The sequence below is a fragment of the Rhodococcus sp. (in: high G+C Gram-positive bacteria) genome (assembly GCF_049591685.1).
Lineage (GTDB): Bacteria > Actinomycetota > Actinomycetes > Mycobacteriales > Mycobacteriaceae > Rhodococcoides.
The window spans coordinates 1-14,974 of record NZ_JBAWFH010000318.1 but is presented as its reverse complement, the minus strand read 5'-3'; the positions used below and the strand labels follow the sequence as shown (position 1 = coordinate 14,974).

The following is a 14,974-nucleotide window of genomic DNA, read 5'->3' as shown; positions in this document are numbered from 1 at the left end:
CTGCGAGGGCGTCGTCGATATCGGAGTTCGTCAGCAGTTCGGTCATGGAAATGATCGTGGCATGACCAATCCCACACCGGCAGCAACTTCGGGCCTCGTCGTGGCGGGCGCCATCGTCGCGGACGGTCTGCTTCTGCTCGCTCAGCGGTCGCGTCCGCCCGAGTTGGCGGGCCTGTGGGAGCTGCCCGGAGGCAAGGTCGAGAACGACGAGACCCCGGAGGACGCTCTGGTGCGCGAACTGCGTGAAGAGCTGGGTGTCGAGACGACGGTCCGCTCGCCGCTGGTCGGCGACGTGGGGCTGGCAGGCGGGATGACCCTGCGCGCCTATCGCGTCGAGCTCGTGTCGGGAACGCCTGCTGCACTGAAACATTCGGCGATCCGCTGGGTCGATGCCCGCGGACTGCGCGAAATGGATCTGGTGGACGCCGACCGAGCCTGGGTGCCGGAAATCGGTGAGATGCTCAGGCAGCCCGAGCCTTCTTGAGGCCCTTCTTCAAGTCTTTTCCGGTGGCTCCGGCGTCCTCGAGCTTTTTCATGCGCATGATGACGACCGGGCACGAGACGCATCGAATTTTCTTCCGGCAACACTTCTTCTTGGGCTTGAGGCCCGACACCTTCTTGGCCTTGACCTTGCCCATTGCTGTGCTCCGATTTCGTTAACGGGGGGTGAATCAACGACCAAGACTACTGCGTGGTGCAGGTCACCCCGTCCCAGCGGGTAAACTCGATCGGTCGCGAGAATCTCGCGGTGCAGCGCGCTTCTCTAGCGACATAAGCCCGCTAGCGAACAAGAGCCCGCATTCGACCCAGGAGAATTTTTCGCGTGAGTGCCCCAAGCAGTGCAGACAACATCGATATCACCACAACTTTTCGCAACGTAGCAATCGTTGCACACGTCGACCATGGCAAGACCACCCTGGTCGACGCTATGTTGCGGCAGTCCGGTGCGTTCGAGGAGCGCGCCGAAGCGATCGACCGCGTCATGGACTCGGGTGACCTCGAAAAAGAAAAAGGCATCACGATTCTGGCCAAGAACACGGCCGTTCACCGACGCAACGCCGATGGCACCATGACCGTCATCAACGTCATCGACACCCCCGGCCACGCCGACTTCGGTGGCGAGGTCGAGCGCGGCCTGTCCATGGTCGACGGCGTCGTCCTTCTCGTCGACGCATCCGAGGGCCCGCTCCCTCAGACGCGCTTCGTGCTTCGTAAGGCACTCGCCGCGTCGCTTCCCGTCATCCTCGTCGTCAACAAGACCGACCGTCCCGACGCCCGTATCGAGGAGGTCGTCTCCGAGAGTCACGACCTGCTGCTCGACCTCGCGTCGGACCTCGACGACGAAGCGTCCGAAGCCGCAGAGCTCGCCCTCGACCTTCCCGTCCTCTACGCCTCTGGCCGTGAAGGCAAGGCGTCGAAGGTTCAGCCCGAAAACGGAAACGCTCCGGACGCCGAGAACCTCGACGAGCTGTTCGAGGTTCTGCTCAGCTACGTCCCCGCGCCCAAGGGCAACGTCGACGCGCCGCTACAGGCGCATGTCACCAACCTCGACGCATCGGCCTTCCTCGGCCGCCTCGCCCTGGTTCGTATCCACAACGGCCAGCTCAGCAAGGGCCAGACCGTCAGCTGGATGCGTGAGGTCGACGGCGAGCCCGTCGTCCAGAAAGCCAAGATCACCGAGCTCCTCAACACCATCGGCGTCGAGCGCGTCCCCGGCGAGAAGGGTGTCGCAGGCGACATCGTCGCTGTCGCGGGCTTCCCGGACATCATGATCGGCGACACGCTCGCCGAACTGGAAAACCCGGTCGCCCTGCCGCGCATCACCGTCGATCAGCCGGCCATCTCGGTCACCATCGGCACCAACACGAGCCCGCTCGTCGGACGCGTCAGCGGCCACAAGCTCACCTCTCGCATGGTCAAGAGCCGCCTCGACCAGGAGCTCATCGGTAACGTATCGCTCAAGGTCCTCGACATCGGCCGTCCCGATGCCTGGGAGGTCCAGGGTCGTGGCGAGCTGGCGCTGGCCATCCTCGTCGAGCAGATGCGTCGTGAGGGCTTCGAGCTCACCGTCGGCAAGCCTCAGGTGGTCACCCAGCAGGTCGACGGCAAACTGCACGAGCCGTTCGAAGAGCTCATGGTCGACACACCGGAGGAATACCTCGGCGCCGTCACCCAGTTGCTCGCCGCACGCAAGGGCAAGATGGTTCAGATGACGAACCACGGCGCAGGCTGGGTCCGCATGGAGTTCATCGTTCCCTCCCGCGGCCTCATCGGGTTCCGCACCGAGTTCCTCACAGACACCCGCGGCACCGGTATCGCCAACGCGGTCTTCCACGGCTACGCACCGTGGGCCGGCGAGATCCGTGCGCGCCACACCGGCTCGCTCGTCTCGGATCGTAACGGCACGGTCACACCGTTCGCGATGATTCAACTGGCCGACCGCGGCACGTTCTTCGTCGAGCCCGGTGCGGACACCTACGAGGGCATGGTCGTGGGCATCAACCCGCGTCAGGAAGACCTCGATATCAACGTCACCCGCGAGAAGAAGCTGACCAACATGCGTCAGTCTTCCGCCGACGTCATGGAAACCCTGGCCAAGCCGAAGAAGCTGGACCTGGAAATGGCCATGGAATTCTGTGCGGGCGACGAGTGCGTCGAGGTCACCCCCGAGGTGGTTCGCGTGCGCAAGGTTCACCTGGACTCCAACGAGCGCGCCCGTGAGCGTTCACGCAGCAAGTCGCGTGACAAGGCTTCTCTGTAAGCTGCGCTGACGCCCGTGTGCGTGGTCGGCTCCCGTTCTTCCGGGGCCGACCACGCGCATGTGGCACTGGGACGATAGGGGAGTCGACGAAGGGGTGTCACTGTGCGGCGGGCGTTCGAGCGGAACATCGGGACCGGGACACCGATCGTCGGAACTTTGACTTCGGCGCTTGCGGTGCTGGTGCTCACAGCCTGTACCGCAAATCCACCGCCTCCTGTCGAGAGCGAAACCGCAGTCGTCACGACGACGCCTGCGCCTCCGGCCGTAACCGACGAGCAAGTCGGTGTCGTCGTGGCAATCGACGACGTGGGCCTCGGCTTCAATCCCCACCTTCTCGCCGACCAGTCTCCGGCCAACTCGGCCGTCAGTGCGCTGGTCCTCCCCAGCCCGTTCCGGCCCGTCGTCGACCCCGAGGACGGCATCGGCACCGTGTGGGCCCCCGATCTGTCCGTGCTCGTCTCGGCCGAGGTCACGAGCCAGAACCCGTTCACGGTCTCCTACATCCTGCGGAACGAAGCCCAGTGGTCCGACAGCGCGCCGATCGCCGCAGAAGACTTCCGCTACCTGTGGCAGCAGATGATCACCCAACCCGGCGTCGTGGACCCGGCGGGGTACGCTCTCGTCGACCACGTGGCGTCGTCCGGCGGAGGCAAAACCGTCGACGTCACCTTCTCCGAGCCGTATCCGGCGTGGCAGCGGCTCTTCACCGACCTGCTTCCCAGCCACCTGCTCAAAGATTCGCCCGGCGGATTCGAAACCGGATTGAGCGACAACGTCCCGGTGTCGGGTAGCCGGTTCAACATCAAGTCGATCGACCAGGGCCGCGACGAAATCCTCCTCGAGCGCAACGACCGGTTCTGGGATCAGCCCGCCGTACTCGATCAGATTCTCCTGCGCCGCGGCGGAACTCCCGCGCAGCTGGCCGATTCGTTGCGCTCCGACGACGCTCAGATTGCCCAGGTTCGGGCCAGCACCGCCACCGCAGCCCAGCTCGCGGCGATTCCCGGGGTGCGCACAGACATGCGTCTGCAACCCCGGGTGCTCTCCGTGACCGTCAACGGCCGGACGCCTTTGCTTGCGAATCCTGCTGTGCGCAAGGGACTTCTGGGCCTGCTCGATCCTTCGCTGCTCGCGACGGTGGCCGCTGGATCCGGCACAGCGGGAACCCCGGCGCGAGCACAACTGACGAGCCCGTCGGACGAGGTGTACGAGCCGACCGCGCCCGCGCCCATCGGACGGGACGCCGCGATGGCATTGCTCGGGACCGCCGGTATGGCGCCGTTGCCCGACGGCAAGCTCGGAACTGCCGGGGCGCCGGTGGAATTCGTGATCGGCGCCGTGGAGAACGACGCCACCGCACTCGCTGTCGCGAACACCGCCGCCGATCAGCTGGTCGGTGCGGGTATCACGGCATCGGTGACGCCGCTGGCGCCCGAGGAGCTGTACAGCACCGCGCTGACCGACGGAGAGGTCGATGCGGTCGTCGGTTGGACCAGCGCGGGCCACGACCCGGCAACCGTGATGGCATCACGCTTCGGTTGCACGCCGACCGCGTCGGCAGCACCGGCGGAAGATGTTGCCCCGCAACCAGAAGACCTGCCTGCTCCCAGCAATCTGTCGGGGTTGTGTGTTCCCGAACTGCAGGCGTCGCTGGACCGCGCACTGCGCGGCGAACTCGCCGCCGACCGGTTGATCGACGAGGCGGAGCCCAGGCTGTGGGACCTGGCGGCGGTCCTGCCGATCATGCAGGATTCGTCCGTTGTTGCCGTCGGCAGCGGCGTGGAAGGAGCGTCGTTGACCGGGCCGATCGAGGTCGGCATCTTCGGTGACGCAGCAACATGGACGAGGACACCCGAGTGAGACTGCTTCTCGTTCACGCACATCCGGACGACGAGACCATCACCACCGGCGGCACCATCGCCCACTATGCCCGGGCGGGCGTCGACGTCACGGTGTTGACGTGCTCCCTCGGCGAGGAGGGTGAGGTCATCGGCGAGCGCTGGGCCGGCCTCGTCGCCGACGAGGCCGATCAGCTCGGCGGCTACCGCATACTCGAATTGCACAGGGCCCTCGACGTTCTCGGGGCGAGTCCGCCGTGCTTCCTCGGCGGCGCCGGTCGGTGGCGCGATTCCGGAATGGCGGGTACGCCGGCAGCGGCCAACCCACGGGCATTCGTCAATGCCGACCGCGACGAGGCCTTGACGGCGATGCTGACGGTGATGCGCAGCGTCAGACCGGAGGTCGTCGTGGGTTACGACCCCGAGGGCGGATATGGCCATCCCGACCATCAGCAGGCGCATTCGCTGGTTACCGAGGCGTTCGACCTCGCGGGCACCGAGCGTTACCCGGCAGCGGGCACTCCGTGGACACCGCAGAAGTTCTACTGGACCGTCACCGGCGAGACGCAGTTGCGCGAGGGGATCGCGGCAACAACGGAGGTTCCCGAGGGTTGGCGCAATCCCGAACCGGGGGAGCTGCCGAGCGTGCCCGAATCCGTCGTGTCAACCTCGCTCGACGTCCGCGACGTGCTCGATGTCAAGCGCGCGGCGCTGCATGCGCACGCGACGCAGGTGACCGTCGCACCGTCGGGCAGCGAGTACGCACTGTCCAACAACATCGTGCAACCGATCCTGGCCGACGAACAGTACGTCCTCGTTCGCGGGACGCTCGGCACGGTGGACTCCGCGGGTAGGGAGCACGACCTGTTCTCCGGCGTACTAGGATATGACCTGCATCACTAACGTTGGCTGGACACAGGGTGGGACACAGATATGTACAACTGGATCGTGCAGGACGCCATCGTGGCATTCGTCAACTCGCTCATGCCGGATTTCCCCCGTCAGGAGATGCTGTACCAGCAGGGTCTGACCGATCTCGCCTCGGTGCTGAGCAACCTGTTGACGTCTTTGGGATACCCGCCGGTCTCCTGATAGCGCTGGATACGTCAGTATTGGCGCCATGATCTCGAAGGCCGCGTCCAATACTGTCGTCCTCGTGTCGAGGGCAACTCTCGCAGTACTGATCTTCGACGGCTTTCTCTGCGGCATCCTCGCGGTTCTGTTCCTGCCCACCTATCTGGGCCAGGTACCGCTGCCGGTCAGCGCGTTGGTGGCCGGCGTGGCCAACGTGATGCTGCTGTTCGCGGCTCGCAAAGTAGCAGACAAGCCTCTGGCGGTCGCGTCGCCTCTGATCGCGTGGGTGTTCGCGGTACTCGTTGCCATGATGGGTGGGCCGGGCAACGATGTACTTCTGCTGGCCGACTGGCGAACGGCTCTGCTGCTCGTCGGTGGTCTGGTTCCGCCCGGAGTGCTGTTGTTCGCGTGGCGACTGAAGTCGCTCACAGAAGACCCGCATGCGAGCCTGCAGCCCGCAGTACGTCCTCGACCATCGACGGGGTCAACAGTCCGGTGAAGGTGTTGCGCTGACTCACGTGGAAACTGCCGAACAGCCGCACGGATCCCAGGTCGACTCGGGCGCCGTGTCCGAACTTCGGCCGTGGGCGCGGCATCTCCCACCCGTTCCGCTCGAGCACCGGCAGTAGCGACTGCCACCCGAAGCCGCCGAGCACGACGACGGACTTCAAGTTCGGCTTCAGCAATCCGAGCTCGATGTCGAGCCACTTCTGACAGCGATCGCGTTCGGTGATCGTGGGTTTGTTGTCCGGGGGAGCGCAGTGCACCGGCGAGGTTATGCGCACTCCGTACAGGGTGAGGCCGTCGCCGATGTGCGTAGCGGTGGGTTGGCTCGCCAATCCCACGGCGTGCAGCGCGGTATAGAGCACGTCGCCGCTGCGGTCGCCGGTGAACATGCGCCCGGTGCGGTTGGCGCCGTGGGCGGCGGGCGCGAGGCCGACGATGAGCATTGCGGCGTCCGTCGGCCCGAACCCGGGAACCGGCCTGCCCCAATAAGTTTGATCGGCGAACTCCGCTTTCTTCTCGGCCGCTACCTTTTCGCGCCAGTTGACGAGCCTGCGGCATGCCCGGCAGGAGCTGACGGCGAGGTCGAGTTCGTCGATCGAGCTCAGCTTGCCCACTTGTCTCCTGCCCCGGGGGTGACGGCCTCGACGAGCGCCCAGGCTGTATCGATCGGGATGTCGAGGACCTCGTAGCGGCCGATGCCCGCAGGGGTTGCCGCGACGATGGTGGCGACGCCCGCGCGACGCTGAAAGAACGTCTGCCGGACGGTCCACCCGATGATGCCCGCGGCTTCGAGACTGTGGCGGGTGCGATCGAGCGACCCGTGTTGCGTGATCAGCCATCCGGGAAGGACGGCATGACCGAGGCTCCGGTACCGGTCCCACGCGACGAACACTGCGCCGACGAGAAGGAGCGCCGCAGCAAACCACGCCACAGGTGGGATCGGAACGCCTGCGAACTCGGCAACGGCCAACCCGGTCGCGACGACGAGCACGGGTCCCACCGCCCGGACGTACCGTCGGCGGCGCGCAACCGGTCCGTGCGCCCGTAGCGGCTCTCGCGCGTCGGCATGCATTCCCGCGTCGGCATGCATTCCCGCGTCACCGAGGACGACCGTCATCATTCGCCGGGCTTCATGGGCCGGGGCCTGTGGGAGCAGCAACGAGGACTCCTTCTTCTCGGCACTGACACCCGTCATGATGGCGTCGAGGCGCGCACCCTTCGCCACACGCAGCAGTAGCGGCTCGGACAGCGACGTGCCGCGCAGCCGCTTGCGGTCCAGGGTCGTCGATCTGGTCTTCAGCAATCCGTGTGCGACGTGCAACCTGGTGCCGTCGTCGGTGACCTTCAGGTTGCCGTAGACGACGAGGTATCGAACGCAGGCGAGAACGCTGGCCACGATCAGCAGAACGACGAGGGCCACCACCACGACGAGCGCGATGCCCAGACGAGCCGCCGAGTCCAGGCTGTCGGAGACGACCGACGAATCGGCGATGCGCTCCCCGAAGCCGTATTGAAAGAGGACGCCGACGGCCGCTCCGATGGTCACGATGCCTGTGAACGAGAACGGTGCGAAGCGGACCCACGACGGGCGCCAGTGCGCGATCTCGTCTTCCACCGGTGCGGAGGTGGGCGGGCCGTCCGGCCGTGCGGTGACTCGCTGCAGAAGTTCCTCACGAAGCGCGGGCACGACTGTCGAGGCGAGCGCGTTGAGCTCGAACTTCTCGCCCTTGCCTGCTTGCTGTCCGGTGCCGATCCGCAGGATCGACAGCCCCAACAGACGGTGCAGAACCCCGGCTTCGATGTCGACGGACCTGATCCGGCTGCGCGGCACGGACAATCGTTTCTTCTGGAACACCCCGGTCCGGAGTTGCACATGAACGGGTCCGATGCGGTAGCTCGTGGTGAACCAGCGAAGGATCGCGAACACGACGACCACGGCGACGATGCCCAGGCCCCACAGGTGATTGCCGCTCTGACTGCCGACGACGAACGAGAACAGCAGGACCGGAAGAACCTTGACTGCCTCGTTGACCGGGTGCACAAGCAGCATCCGCTTGTCGAGCCGCAACCACGGCTGACGGTCCTCCTCGGCCAGGAGCTGGGTGTCGGCACTCATGTCGCGTCGCCCAACGTCCGCCCTGCGATGTCGGTGAGCCGGGCAACGGTGTCGTCGGCGACCTCGGTGTCGAGTGCGGTGATCTTCACCGCCCCGGCGGACGACGCGGTGGTGACGGTGACCGTCGCGAGGCCCAGCATCCTGTCGATCGGGCCGCGTTCGGTGTCGACGGTCTGTACGCGCGAGATGGGCGCGATCCGGCGTTCCTGGTTGAACCATCCCGTGCGGGTGTAGACGGCGGTGTCGCTGATCTCCCACCGATGCACCCGATATCGCCAGATCGGAGTGACGATGATGTCCAGTGCGGCGAGAATCGCGGTCACCCCGAACACCGCGACGTGCGCCCGGCTCGTCCAGTCGTCCACCACGAACGCCCACACTGCCTGAGCGATGAACACGGGAATCCAGAGCAGTGCCGCGTTGATCGCCCACAACTGCTTCGCGCGGGGACTCGGACGCCAGGCCGGGTCGGTCATCGTGATCATGGGTTCCAACCTAGTCGCCCGCCCGTCGACCCTCCGGTGGCACGCGCACGCGTCGAAGGAGCATGATCGACGGGTGACCATGCTGCCCGATCCCGCGTCCGCCCCCGCTCCCGTAGCAGAAAAAGCCCCCGCCCCGTCTGCCATGCGTCGCGTGCTGCGACGCGCACGCGAAGGGGTGAGTCTCAACGTCGACGAGGCCACTGTGCTGCTGCATGCGCGCGGCGAGGACCTGGTGGATTTGATGGCGTCGGCGTCCCGGGTACGTGATGCGGGCCTGGTCGATGCCGGTCGGCCCAACACGGTCAGCTACTCGCGGAAGGTGTTCATCCCGATCACCCGGTTGTGCCGCGACAAGTGCCACTACTGCACGTTCGTCACGGTGCCCGGCAAGCTGAAGGCAGAGGGCCACGGGTTGTTCATGGACCCCGACGAGATCGTCGAGGTCGCGCGTAAGGGCGCCGAACTGGGTTGCAAGGAAGCGCTGTTCACCCTCGGTGACCGCCCGGAGGAGCGGTGGCCCGAAGCCAAGGAGTGGCTCGATTCGCGCGGCTACGATTCCACGCTCGACTACGTCCGCGCAATGGCGATCAAGGTGCTCGAGGAAACCGGTCTGCTGCCGCACCTGAACCCGGGAGTGATGTCCTGGCAGGAGCTTTCACGGCTCAAGCCCGTCGCGCCGTCGATGGGCATGATGCTCGAGACCACCTCGCGTCGGCTGTTCGAGGAAAAGGGTCAGGCCCACTACGGCAGTCCCGACAAGGATCCGGAGGTCCGGCTCCGCACGTTGACCGACGCCGGACGGCTCAACATTCCGTTCACCACCGGCATTCTCGTCGGTATCGGCGAGACCATCCGTGACCGGGCCGAGTCGATCATGGCGATCCGCAAGGTGCACAAGGCTTTCGGGCACGTGCAGGAGATCATCGTCCAGAACTTCCTGGCCAAGGACGACACTGTGATGCGCGCGGCACCGAACGCAGGCATCGAAGAATTCCTCGCCACCATCGCCGTCACCCGCATCCTCCTCGGGCCTGCCATGCGCATTCAGGCGCCGCCCAATCTCGTCGAACCGGACGAAACCGCAGCGTTGCTCGGGGCCGGCGTCGACGATTGGGGCGGGGTGTCGCCGCTCACGCCCGATCACGTCAATCCGGAGCGTCCGTGGCCGAACCTCGACACGCTCGCCGAGCTGAGCCTCGCGGCGGGCTACACGTTGGTCGAACGCACCGCAGCCCAACCGCAGTACGTCCTGGCCGGGTCGCCGTGGATCGACCCGCGGATCGCGGCGCACGTCCGCGCGCTTTCCGACCCGGACACGGGGATGGCCAGGGTCGGCGTGACGCCGACGGGGCTGCCGTGGCAGGAACCCGACGAGGAATGGGAGTCCTCGGGCCGGGTCGACCTCAACACCGAGATCGACACCGACGGCCGCAACACCGAAACCCGATCCGACCTGGCGAATGCGTTTGGTGACTGGGAGTCCATCCGCGAGCAGGTTCGCGATCTCGCCGGCCTCGAACGCGTCGACCGAGACCTGGTGTCGGCGTTGGACGCTGCCGAAAAAGACCCGGCGGGCCTGTCCGACGAGCAATATCTAGCGCTGGCCACTGCAGAGGGTCCGGGTATGGATGCGGTCGCGGCGTTCGCCGACGACCTGCGTAAGCAGGTCAACGGCGACACCGTCACCTACGTGGTGAACCGGAACATCAACTTCACCAACATCTGCTACACCGGCTGCAGGTTCTGCGCGTTCGCGCAGCGCAAGGGCGACGCCGATGCGTTCACGCTCTCGACCACCGAGGTCGCCGACCGCGCCTGGGAGGCGCACGTCGCAGGCGCCTCCGAGGTCTGCATGCAGGGCGGCATCGACCCCGAACTTCCGGTGACGGGCTACGCCGACCTGGTGCGTGCGGTCAAGGCGCGGGTGCCGTCGATGCACGTGCACGCGTTCAGCCCGATGGAGATCGTCAACGGCGCCTCGCGCGGTGGTCAGTCCATCCGCGACTGGCTCACCGAGCTGCGTGCCGCGGGCCTCGACACGATCCCCGGGACGGCTGCGGAAATCCTCGACGACGAGGTCCGCTGGGTGCTGACCAAGGGCAAGCTGCCTGCCGCGGAATGGATCGAAGTGGTCACCACCGCGCACGAGGTGGGCCTGCGGTCGAGCTCGACGATGATGTACGGGCACGTCGACAATCCGTCGCACTGGGTCGGGCATATGAACGTGCTCAAAAAGATTCAAGACAAGACCGGCGGGTTCACCGAGTTCGTTCCGTTGCCGTTCGTGCATCAGAGCTCGCCGCTGTATCTCGCCGGAGCTTCACGGCCGGGGCCGACGAACCGGGACAACAGGGCTGTGCACGCGCTGGCGCGCATCATGCTGCACGGCCGGATCGACAGTATCCAGACCTCATGGGTCAAATTGGGCACCACGGGTACACAGGTGATGCTGAACGGGGGCGCGAACGACCTCGGCGGAACTCTGATGGAGGAAACGATCTCTCGCATGGCAGGTAGTCAGAACGGTTCGGAAAAGACCGTCGCCGAACTACACGACATCGCACGCGGCATCGGTCGACCGGCCCGCGAACGCACCACCACCTACGAGCTCATCGAGCGCGTACCTGCCCTCGGGCTGGTCTGAGGCATGGACGACCGTACCGTCGCCAACGCCCTCGACCGGGCCGTCGCCATCATCGACCCGGTGCTCGACCTGCTCGTCTCGCGCGATCCGGTCGGATTGAAGGGACGCACGTTCCGCACCCCGACCCAGGACGACACGAAGTTCGACAAGGTCCTGGACGCGCTCGCGTGGGCGCTGAACACGACCGAATTTCCGGGCACCGAATCGTGGTCGGAGCTCGACGCCGACGCCCGCTCCCACTGGTGGGTCCGACGCATCGGCGCCCTGAACACCGTCGCCGTGGCGTTCCCGAGCGTGTTCGGTGTGCTCGCCAACCGGCTCCCGCTGCAGGACCTGCTCGGCTTCGCAAATCAGGCGATGGTGCTCGTCGCCGTCGCGCGCGAGAACGGAGTGATGGAACGATCGGCTCACGTCCGTCTGCTGGCATCGGTGCTCTGCGATCGAGAGATCGACCTCACCGCCGACATTCCGAAGCAGCAAACGCCGCCGTCGAATCGTGGACGCGGCCCATTCGCGCTGCTCCGGGGCATGTGGGACGTCGCCAACGTGTTCCGTGAAGTCTCCGGCGAACTCGCCAAGCGTCCGCACAGCCGGATGTTTTTCCGAGTGATCTCCAATATCCCGGTCGTCGGAGGCGTCGCCAGCTACTTCGGCGAACGCGGAGCCCTGGCCAGGGCCGCCAAGGAAGCCAGGCGATGGTTGAAGCAACAGGCCACCGCGCCGAAGTGAGGACACCCTGCGCGGATAGAAGGAAATCTTCGACGCGATACTAGGATGCTCAGGGCGCTCGAAGGCCGGCGGAACATCGGAGCCGGCTGTGCGAAAGGGAGAGAGAGCTGCAGTGACCTACACGATTGCGGAACCGTGCGTGGATGTGCTGGACAAGGCATGCATCGAAGAATGCCCGGTGGACTGCATCTACGAGGGTGGACGGATGCTCTACATCCACCCCGACGAGTGCGTCGACTGCGGTGCGTGTGAACCGGTCTGCCCCGTCGAGGCCATCTTCTACGAGGACGACGTTCCCGAACAGTGGAACGGATACGTCAGTGCCAACGTCGACTTCTTCGACGACCTGGGTTCACCCGGTGGCGCAGGCAAGCTCGGCAAGGTCGACTACGACCCGCCGTTCATCAAGGCCCTACCTCCCATGGGTGAGAGCTGACCTTGGCACGAATCTCCGTCGCCTCCGGTCTTCCCGATTTCCCCTGGGATTCGCTGAGCGAAGCGAAAGCTGTGGCGCAGCGTCACCCCGACGGAATCGTCAACCTGTCCGTCGGGACTCCGGTCGACCCTGTCGCTCCGATTATCCGTGACGCTCTGGCGTCGGTATCGGACGAGCCGGGGTACCCCACGACCGTGGGCACACCGGAACTGCGCACCGCGGCAGTCGACGCTCTGGCCCGTCGCTACGGCGTCACCGGTGTGTCCGTCGACGCCGTGCTGCCCGCAATCGGTACCAAGGAGATGATCGCCTGGCTGCCGACCCTTCTCGGACTCGGCTCCGGCGATCTCGTCGTCATCCCCGAACTGGCGTACCCCACGTACGAGGTCGGCGCTCTGCTGGCAGGTGCGCGCATCGTCCGCGCCGACGGTCTCAACCGGCTCGGACCGGAGAACGCCGCCCTGATCTTCGTCAACTCACCGTCCAATCCAACCGGCAAAGTGCTTCCCGTCGACCACCTCCGCAAGGTCGTGGCCTGGGCGCGAGAGCGTGACGCCGTCGTCGTCTCCGACGAGTGCTACCTGGGCCTGACCTGGGAAGCCGATTCGGTGTCCATCCTGGATCCGCGAGTGTGCGACGGCGACCACACCAATCTCCTTGCGGTGCACTCGTTGTCGAAGACGTCCAACCTTGCGAGCTACCGGGCGGGTTTCGTCGCCGGCGACCCGGCACTGGTGAAAGACCTACTCGAGGTGCGCAAGCACGCCGGGATGATCGTTCCGCTTCCGGTGCAGGCTGCGATGACCGTCGCACTCACCGACGACGAACACGAGAACGAACAGCGTGAGCGGTACCGCGCGCGCCGCACGGACCTCAAGAACGCCGTCGAGAAGGCCGGCTTCTCCGTCGACCATTCCGAGGCAGGGCTGTACCTGTGGGCAACGCGCGGCGAGCCGTGCCGCGACACTGTCGACTGGCTGGCCGAGCGCGGCATTCTCGCAGCTCCCGGCGAGTTCTACGGCCCTGGCGGGGCGCAGCACGTTCGTATCGCGCTCACCGCCACCGACGAAAGAATCTGTTCGGCTGTGGAGCGGTTGACCGTTTAGGGTGCGTGGCGATTCTGCCCGGCCTGGATTCACTTCTCGTTCTGCGCTACAGCATCGGCGGCGCCAAGCCCGGTTTCGCCGCCGCGATGGGCGTCGCGCCCGGCGGATTGTTCTGGGCCGTTCTGGTGGCCATCGGCCTGGCCGCACTGTTCTACCTGGCCGTCTTACCGCAATTCCTCACCGTCGTCACCTTCACCGGGGCCATGACGCTGGGGTGGTCGAAGTTGTCGTCGCCGCGCGCGCCGTCGCGCTGCTTCGCAGGCCGAAGGCGACCGACTGGCTCGACCGCACAGTGCCGGGATCCTCGCAGCGCTCGGCATCGGCACGGTCGCCTCGTCCGTCTAGCTCGTCGTCTTATTCGACGTCCCAGCCGCCGCGCCGGATCCGCAGGATGTAGACGAGTTCGTTGCTGCCGAAGGCCTCGACCGTCGTGAACCGCTTCGGCTCGGTATTGGTCGAGGGCTTGCGGGCGTGCGCCTCCTCGTAGATCTGCGTGGCGCGCAGATCGGCCAGCTCCACCCGCGTCCAGAAGTCGTCCGACTGGACCGAATAGACGAGCCTCGGCGCACCGTCCGTCACGTGCGCGACGTCCAGGTCGTCCTCGACCTCCCCGTCCTGTAGATCCCGGTCGAGTTCTTCCTCGGAGTCCGCATCCTGTTCGGCGTCGGTGCCGATGAGGTAGACCCCAGGCTGCAGGTCGCCGGCAGGGACCGTCATGTACTCGGCGTAGTCGCCGGTGTCGATTCCGTCCGCATCCATGTATGTACGGTAACCATGTGCTGCTTCGGTCATTGAACCCACTCGCCGTCGCCCGCGGAGACGACATGGACGACGCCGTCGTCATCGGCGACGTGTCGCTCTCGCGCGCGGACATCCTGGGCGCCGCGACGTCCGTCGCCGAACGGATCTCGCAGGCCGAACGGCTCGCCGTCCTCGCAACCCCGTCGGTCAAGACGGTGCTCGCGGTCGTCGGCTGCCTCATCGCCGGCGTGACCGTGGTTCCCGTTCCGCCCGACGCCGGCCCCGCGGAGCGCGAACACATCCTCCGCGACTCAGGCGCTCAGGCCTGGCTCGGCGAAGCCCCCGACGACACCGCCGGCCTCCAGGTGCTACCGGTCCGGCAACACGCGCGGTCCTGGCACAGCTACCCCGACCCGCACCCGTCGTCGATCGCCTTCGCCCTCTACACCTCCGGCACGACGGGCCCACCCAAAGGTGTTCTGCTCTCGCGTGACGCCATCGCGTCCGGGCTCGACGCCGTCGCCAAGGCATGGCAAT

17 protein-coding genes are annotated in these 14,974 nt (G+C 66.1%); 12 read left to right on the top strand and 5 right to left on the bottom strand.

The window, feature by feature from the left end:
- The first annotated feature begins 61 nt into the window (after window positions 1-61).
- The gene (locus tag WBQ44_RS13215; protein ID WP_495567136.1) at window positions 62-484 is read left to right on the top strand and encodes a (deoxy)nucleoside triphosphate pyrophosphohydrolase; all 423 of its coding nucleotides are present in this window, start codon (window positions 62-64) and stop codon (window positions 482-484) included.
- Here the strand turns inward: WBQ44_RS13215 and WBQ44_RS13210 are convergent.
- On the bottom strand, window positions 462-638 hold the full coding sequence (locus WBQ44_RS13210) for a hypothetical protein (protein ID WP_495567134.1): 177 nt from the start codon (window positions 636-638) through the stop codon (window positions 462-464). The genes WBQ44_RS13215 and WBQ44_RS13210 overlap by 23 nt on opposite strands.
- Before the next feature lie 185 nt (window positions 639-823).
- Between WBQ44_RS13210 and typA the strand changes: the two genes are divergently transcribed.
- The 5 genes from typA (at window position 824) to WBQ44_RS13185 (ending at window position 6,172) form a co-directional block, all read left to right on the top strand.
- The gene (typA, locus tag WBQ44_RS13205) at window positions 824-2,761 is read left to right on the top strand and encodes a translational GTPase TypA (RefSeq protein ID WP_495567133.1); all 1,938 of its coding nucleotides are present in this window, start codon (window positions 824-826) and stop codon (window positions 2,759-2,761) included.
- 156 nt (window positions 2,762-2,917) lie between these two features.
- The gene (locus tag WBQ44_RS13200) at window positions 2,918-4,621 is read left to right on the top strand and encodes an ABC transporter family substrate-binding protein (RefSeq protein WP_495567132.1); all 1,704 of its coding nucleotides are present in this window, start codon (window positions 2,918-2,920) and stop codon (window positions 4,619-4,621) included.
- Window positions 4,600-5,502: an N-acetyl-1-D-myo-inositol-2-amino-2-deoxy-alpha-D-glucopyranoside deacetylase gene (gene mshB, locus WBQ44_RS13195; RefSeq protein ID WP_495567131.1), complete on the top strand. Its 903-nt coding sequence runs from the start codon at window positions 4,600-4,602 to the stop codon at window positions 5,500-5,502. Before WBQ44_RS13200 ends, mshB begins: the two co-directional genes overlap by 22 nt.
- Before the next feature lie 30 nt (window positions 5,503-5,532).
- The gene (locus WBQ44_RS13190; RefSeq protein WP_495567130.1) at window positions 5,533-5,691 is read left to right on the top strand and encodes a hypothetical protein; all 159 of its coding nucleotides are present in this window, start codon (window positions 5,533-5,535) and stop codon (window positions 5,689-5,691) included.
- 28 nt (window positions 5,692-5,719) lie between these two features.
- Window positions 5,720-6,172 carry a hypothetical protein gene (locus WBQ44_RS13185; RefSeq protein WP_495567129.1) on the top strand — a complete coding sequence of 151 codons (453 nt, stop codon included), beginning with the start codon at window positions 5,720-5,722 and terminating at the stop codon, window positions 6,170-6,172.
- Here WBQ44_RS13185 and WBQ44_RS13180 read toward each other — a convergent pair.
- From WBQ44_RS13180 to WBQ44_RS13170, 3 genes are read right to left on the bottom strand one after another with little or no spacing between them, the layout of a single operon-like run.
- A complete protein-coding gene (locus WBQ44_RS13180) occupies window positions 6,099-6,794 on the bottom strand; it encodes a uracil-DNA glycosylase (protein ID WP_495567128.1) in 696 nt (231 codons plus the stop codon). The two genes, WBQ44_RS13185 and WBQ44_RS13180, sit on opposite strands and share 74 nt — an antisense overlap.
- Window positions 6,782-8,296: a PH domain-containing protein gene (locus tag WBQ44_RS13175; protein WP_495567127.1), complete on the bottom strand. Its 1,515-nt coding sequence runs from the start codon at window positions 8,294-8,296 to the stop codon at window positions 6,782-6,784. The genes WBQ44_RS13180 and WBQ44_RS13175 overlap by 13 nt, the downstream gene beginning before the upstream one ends.
- Window positions 8,293-8,781 carry a PH domain-containing protein gene (locus WBQ44_RS13170; RefSeq protein ID WP_495567126.1) on the bottom strand — a complete coding sequence of 163 codons (489 nt, stop codon included), beginning with the start codon at window positions 8,779-8,781 and terminating at the stop codon, window positions 8,293-8,295. The genes WBQ44_RS13175 and WBQ44_RS13170 overlap by 4 nt, the downstream gene beginning before the upstream one ends.
- Before the next feature lie 79 nt (window positions 8,782-8,860).
- On the opposite strand from WBQ44_RS13170, the gene WBQ44_RS13165 reads away from it, so the two are divergent.
- The 5 genes from WBQ44_RS13165 to WBQ44_RS13145 all read left to right on the top strand — a co-directional run bounded on the left by WBQ44_RS13165 (window position 8,861) and on the right by WBQ44_RS13145 (window position 14,130).
- Complete coding sequence (locus WBQ44_RS13165; RefSeq protein ID WP_495567135.1) at window positions 8,861-11,425, top strand: bifunctional FO biosynthesis protein CofGH; 2,565 nt, start codon at window positions 8,861-8,863, stop codon at window positions 11,423-11,425.
- Between the two features lie 3 nt (window positions 11,426-11,428).
- Window positions 11,429-12,154, top strand: coding sequence for a hypothetical protein (locus WBQ44_RS13160; RefSeq protein WP_495567125.1), 726 nt, complete (start codon window positions 11,429-11,431; stop codon window positions 12,152-12,154).
- 112 nt (window positions 12,155-12,266) lie between these two features.
- The gene (gene fdxA, locus WBQ44_RS13155) at window positions 12,267-12,590 is read left to right on the top strand and encodes a ferredoxin (RefSeq protein WP_493836973.1); all 324 of its coding nucleotides are present in this window, start codon (window positions 12,267-12,269) and stop codon (window positions 12,588-12,590) included.
- A 2-nt stretch (window positions 12,591-12,592) separates the two neighbouring features.
- The gene (dapC, locus tag WBQ44_RS13150) at window positions 12,593-13,696 is read left to right on the top strand and encodes a succinyldiaminopimelate transaminase (protein WP_495567124.1); all 1,104 of its coding nucleotides are present in this window, start codon (window positions 12,593-12,595) and stop codon (window positions 13,694-13,696) included.
- Window positions 13,697-13,701: 5 nt separating this feature from the next.
- Window positions 13,702-14,130 (top strand): LysE family transporter, encoded by a 429-nt coding sequence (locus WBQ44_RS13145; RefSeq protein WP_495567123.1) that lies wholly within the window; start codon window positions 13,702-13,704, stop codon window positions 14,128-14,130.
- On the opposite strand, the gene WBQ44_RS13140 is transcribed toward WBQ44_RS13145, so the two are convergent.
- Window positions 14,051-14,455, bottom strand: a complete 405-nt coding sequence (locus tag WBQ44_RS13140) for a hypothetical protein (protein WP_495567122.1) — start codon at window positions 14,453-14,455, stop codon at window positions 14,051-14,053. The genes WBQ44_RS13145 and WBQ44_RS13140 overlap by 80 nt on opposite strands.
- 2 nt (window positions 14,456-14,457) lie before the next feature.
- On the opposite strand from WBQ44_RS13140, the gene WBQ44_RS13135 reads away from it, so the two are divergent.
- Window positions 14,458-14,974 (top strand): AMP-binding protein (locus WBQ44_RS13135; protein ID WP_495567121.1); only part of this gene is annotated, 517 nt, incomplete at its 3' end.

Bases quoted from the DNA above. Each gene is read 5' to 3' on its own strand.
- WBQ44_RS13215 (WP_495567136.1), top strand. From the start codon at position 62: ATGACCAATCCCACACCGGCAGCAACTTCGGGCCTCGTCGTGGCGGGC.
- WBQ44_RS13210 (WP_495567134.1), bottom strand. From the start codon at position 638: ATGGGCAAGGTCAAGGCCAAGAAGGTGTCGGGCCTCAAGCCCAAGAAG.
- mshB (WP_495567131.1), top strand. From the start codon at position 4,600: ATGGACGAGGACACCCGAGTGAGACTGCTTCTCGTTCACGCACATCCG.
- WBQ44_RS13190 (WP_495567130.1), top strand. From the start codon at position 5,533: ATGTACAACTGGATCGTGCAGGACGCCATCGTGGCATTCGTCAACTCG.
- WBQ44_RS13185 (WP_495567129.1), top strand. From the start codon at position 5,720: ATGATCTCGAAGGCCGCGTCCAATACTGTCGTCCTCGTGTCGAGGGCA.
- WBQ44_RS13175 (WP_495567127.1), bottom strand. From the start codon at position 8,296: ATGAGTGCCGACACCCAGCTCCTGGCCGAGGAGGACCGTCAGCCGTGG.
- WBQ44_RS13170 (WP_495567126.1), bottom strand. From the start codon at position 8,781: ATGATCACGATGACCGACCCGGCCTGGCGTCCGAGTCCCCGCGCGAAG.
- WBQ44_RS13165 (WP_495567135.1), top strand. From the start codon at position 8,861: ATGCTGCCCGATCCCGCGTCCGCCCCCGCTCCCGTAGCAGAAAAAGCC.
- WBQ44_RS13160 (WP_495567125.1), top strand. From the start codon at position 11,429: ATGGACGACCGTACCGTCGCCAACGCCCTCGACCGGGCCGTCGCCATC.
- WBQ44_RS13140 (WP_495567122.1), bottom strand. From the start codon at position 14,455: ATGGATGCGGACGGAATCGACACCGGCGACTACGCCGAGTACATGACG.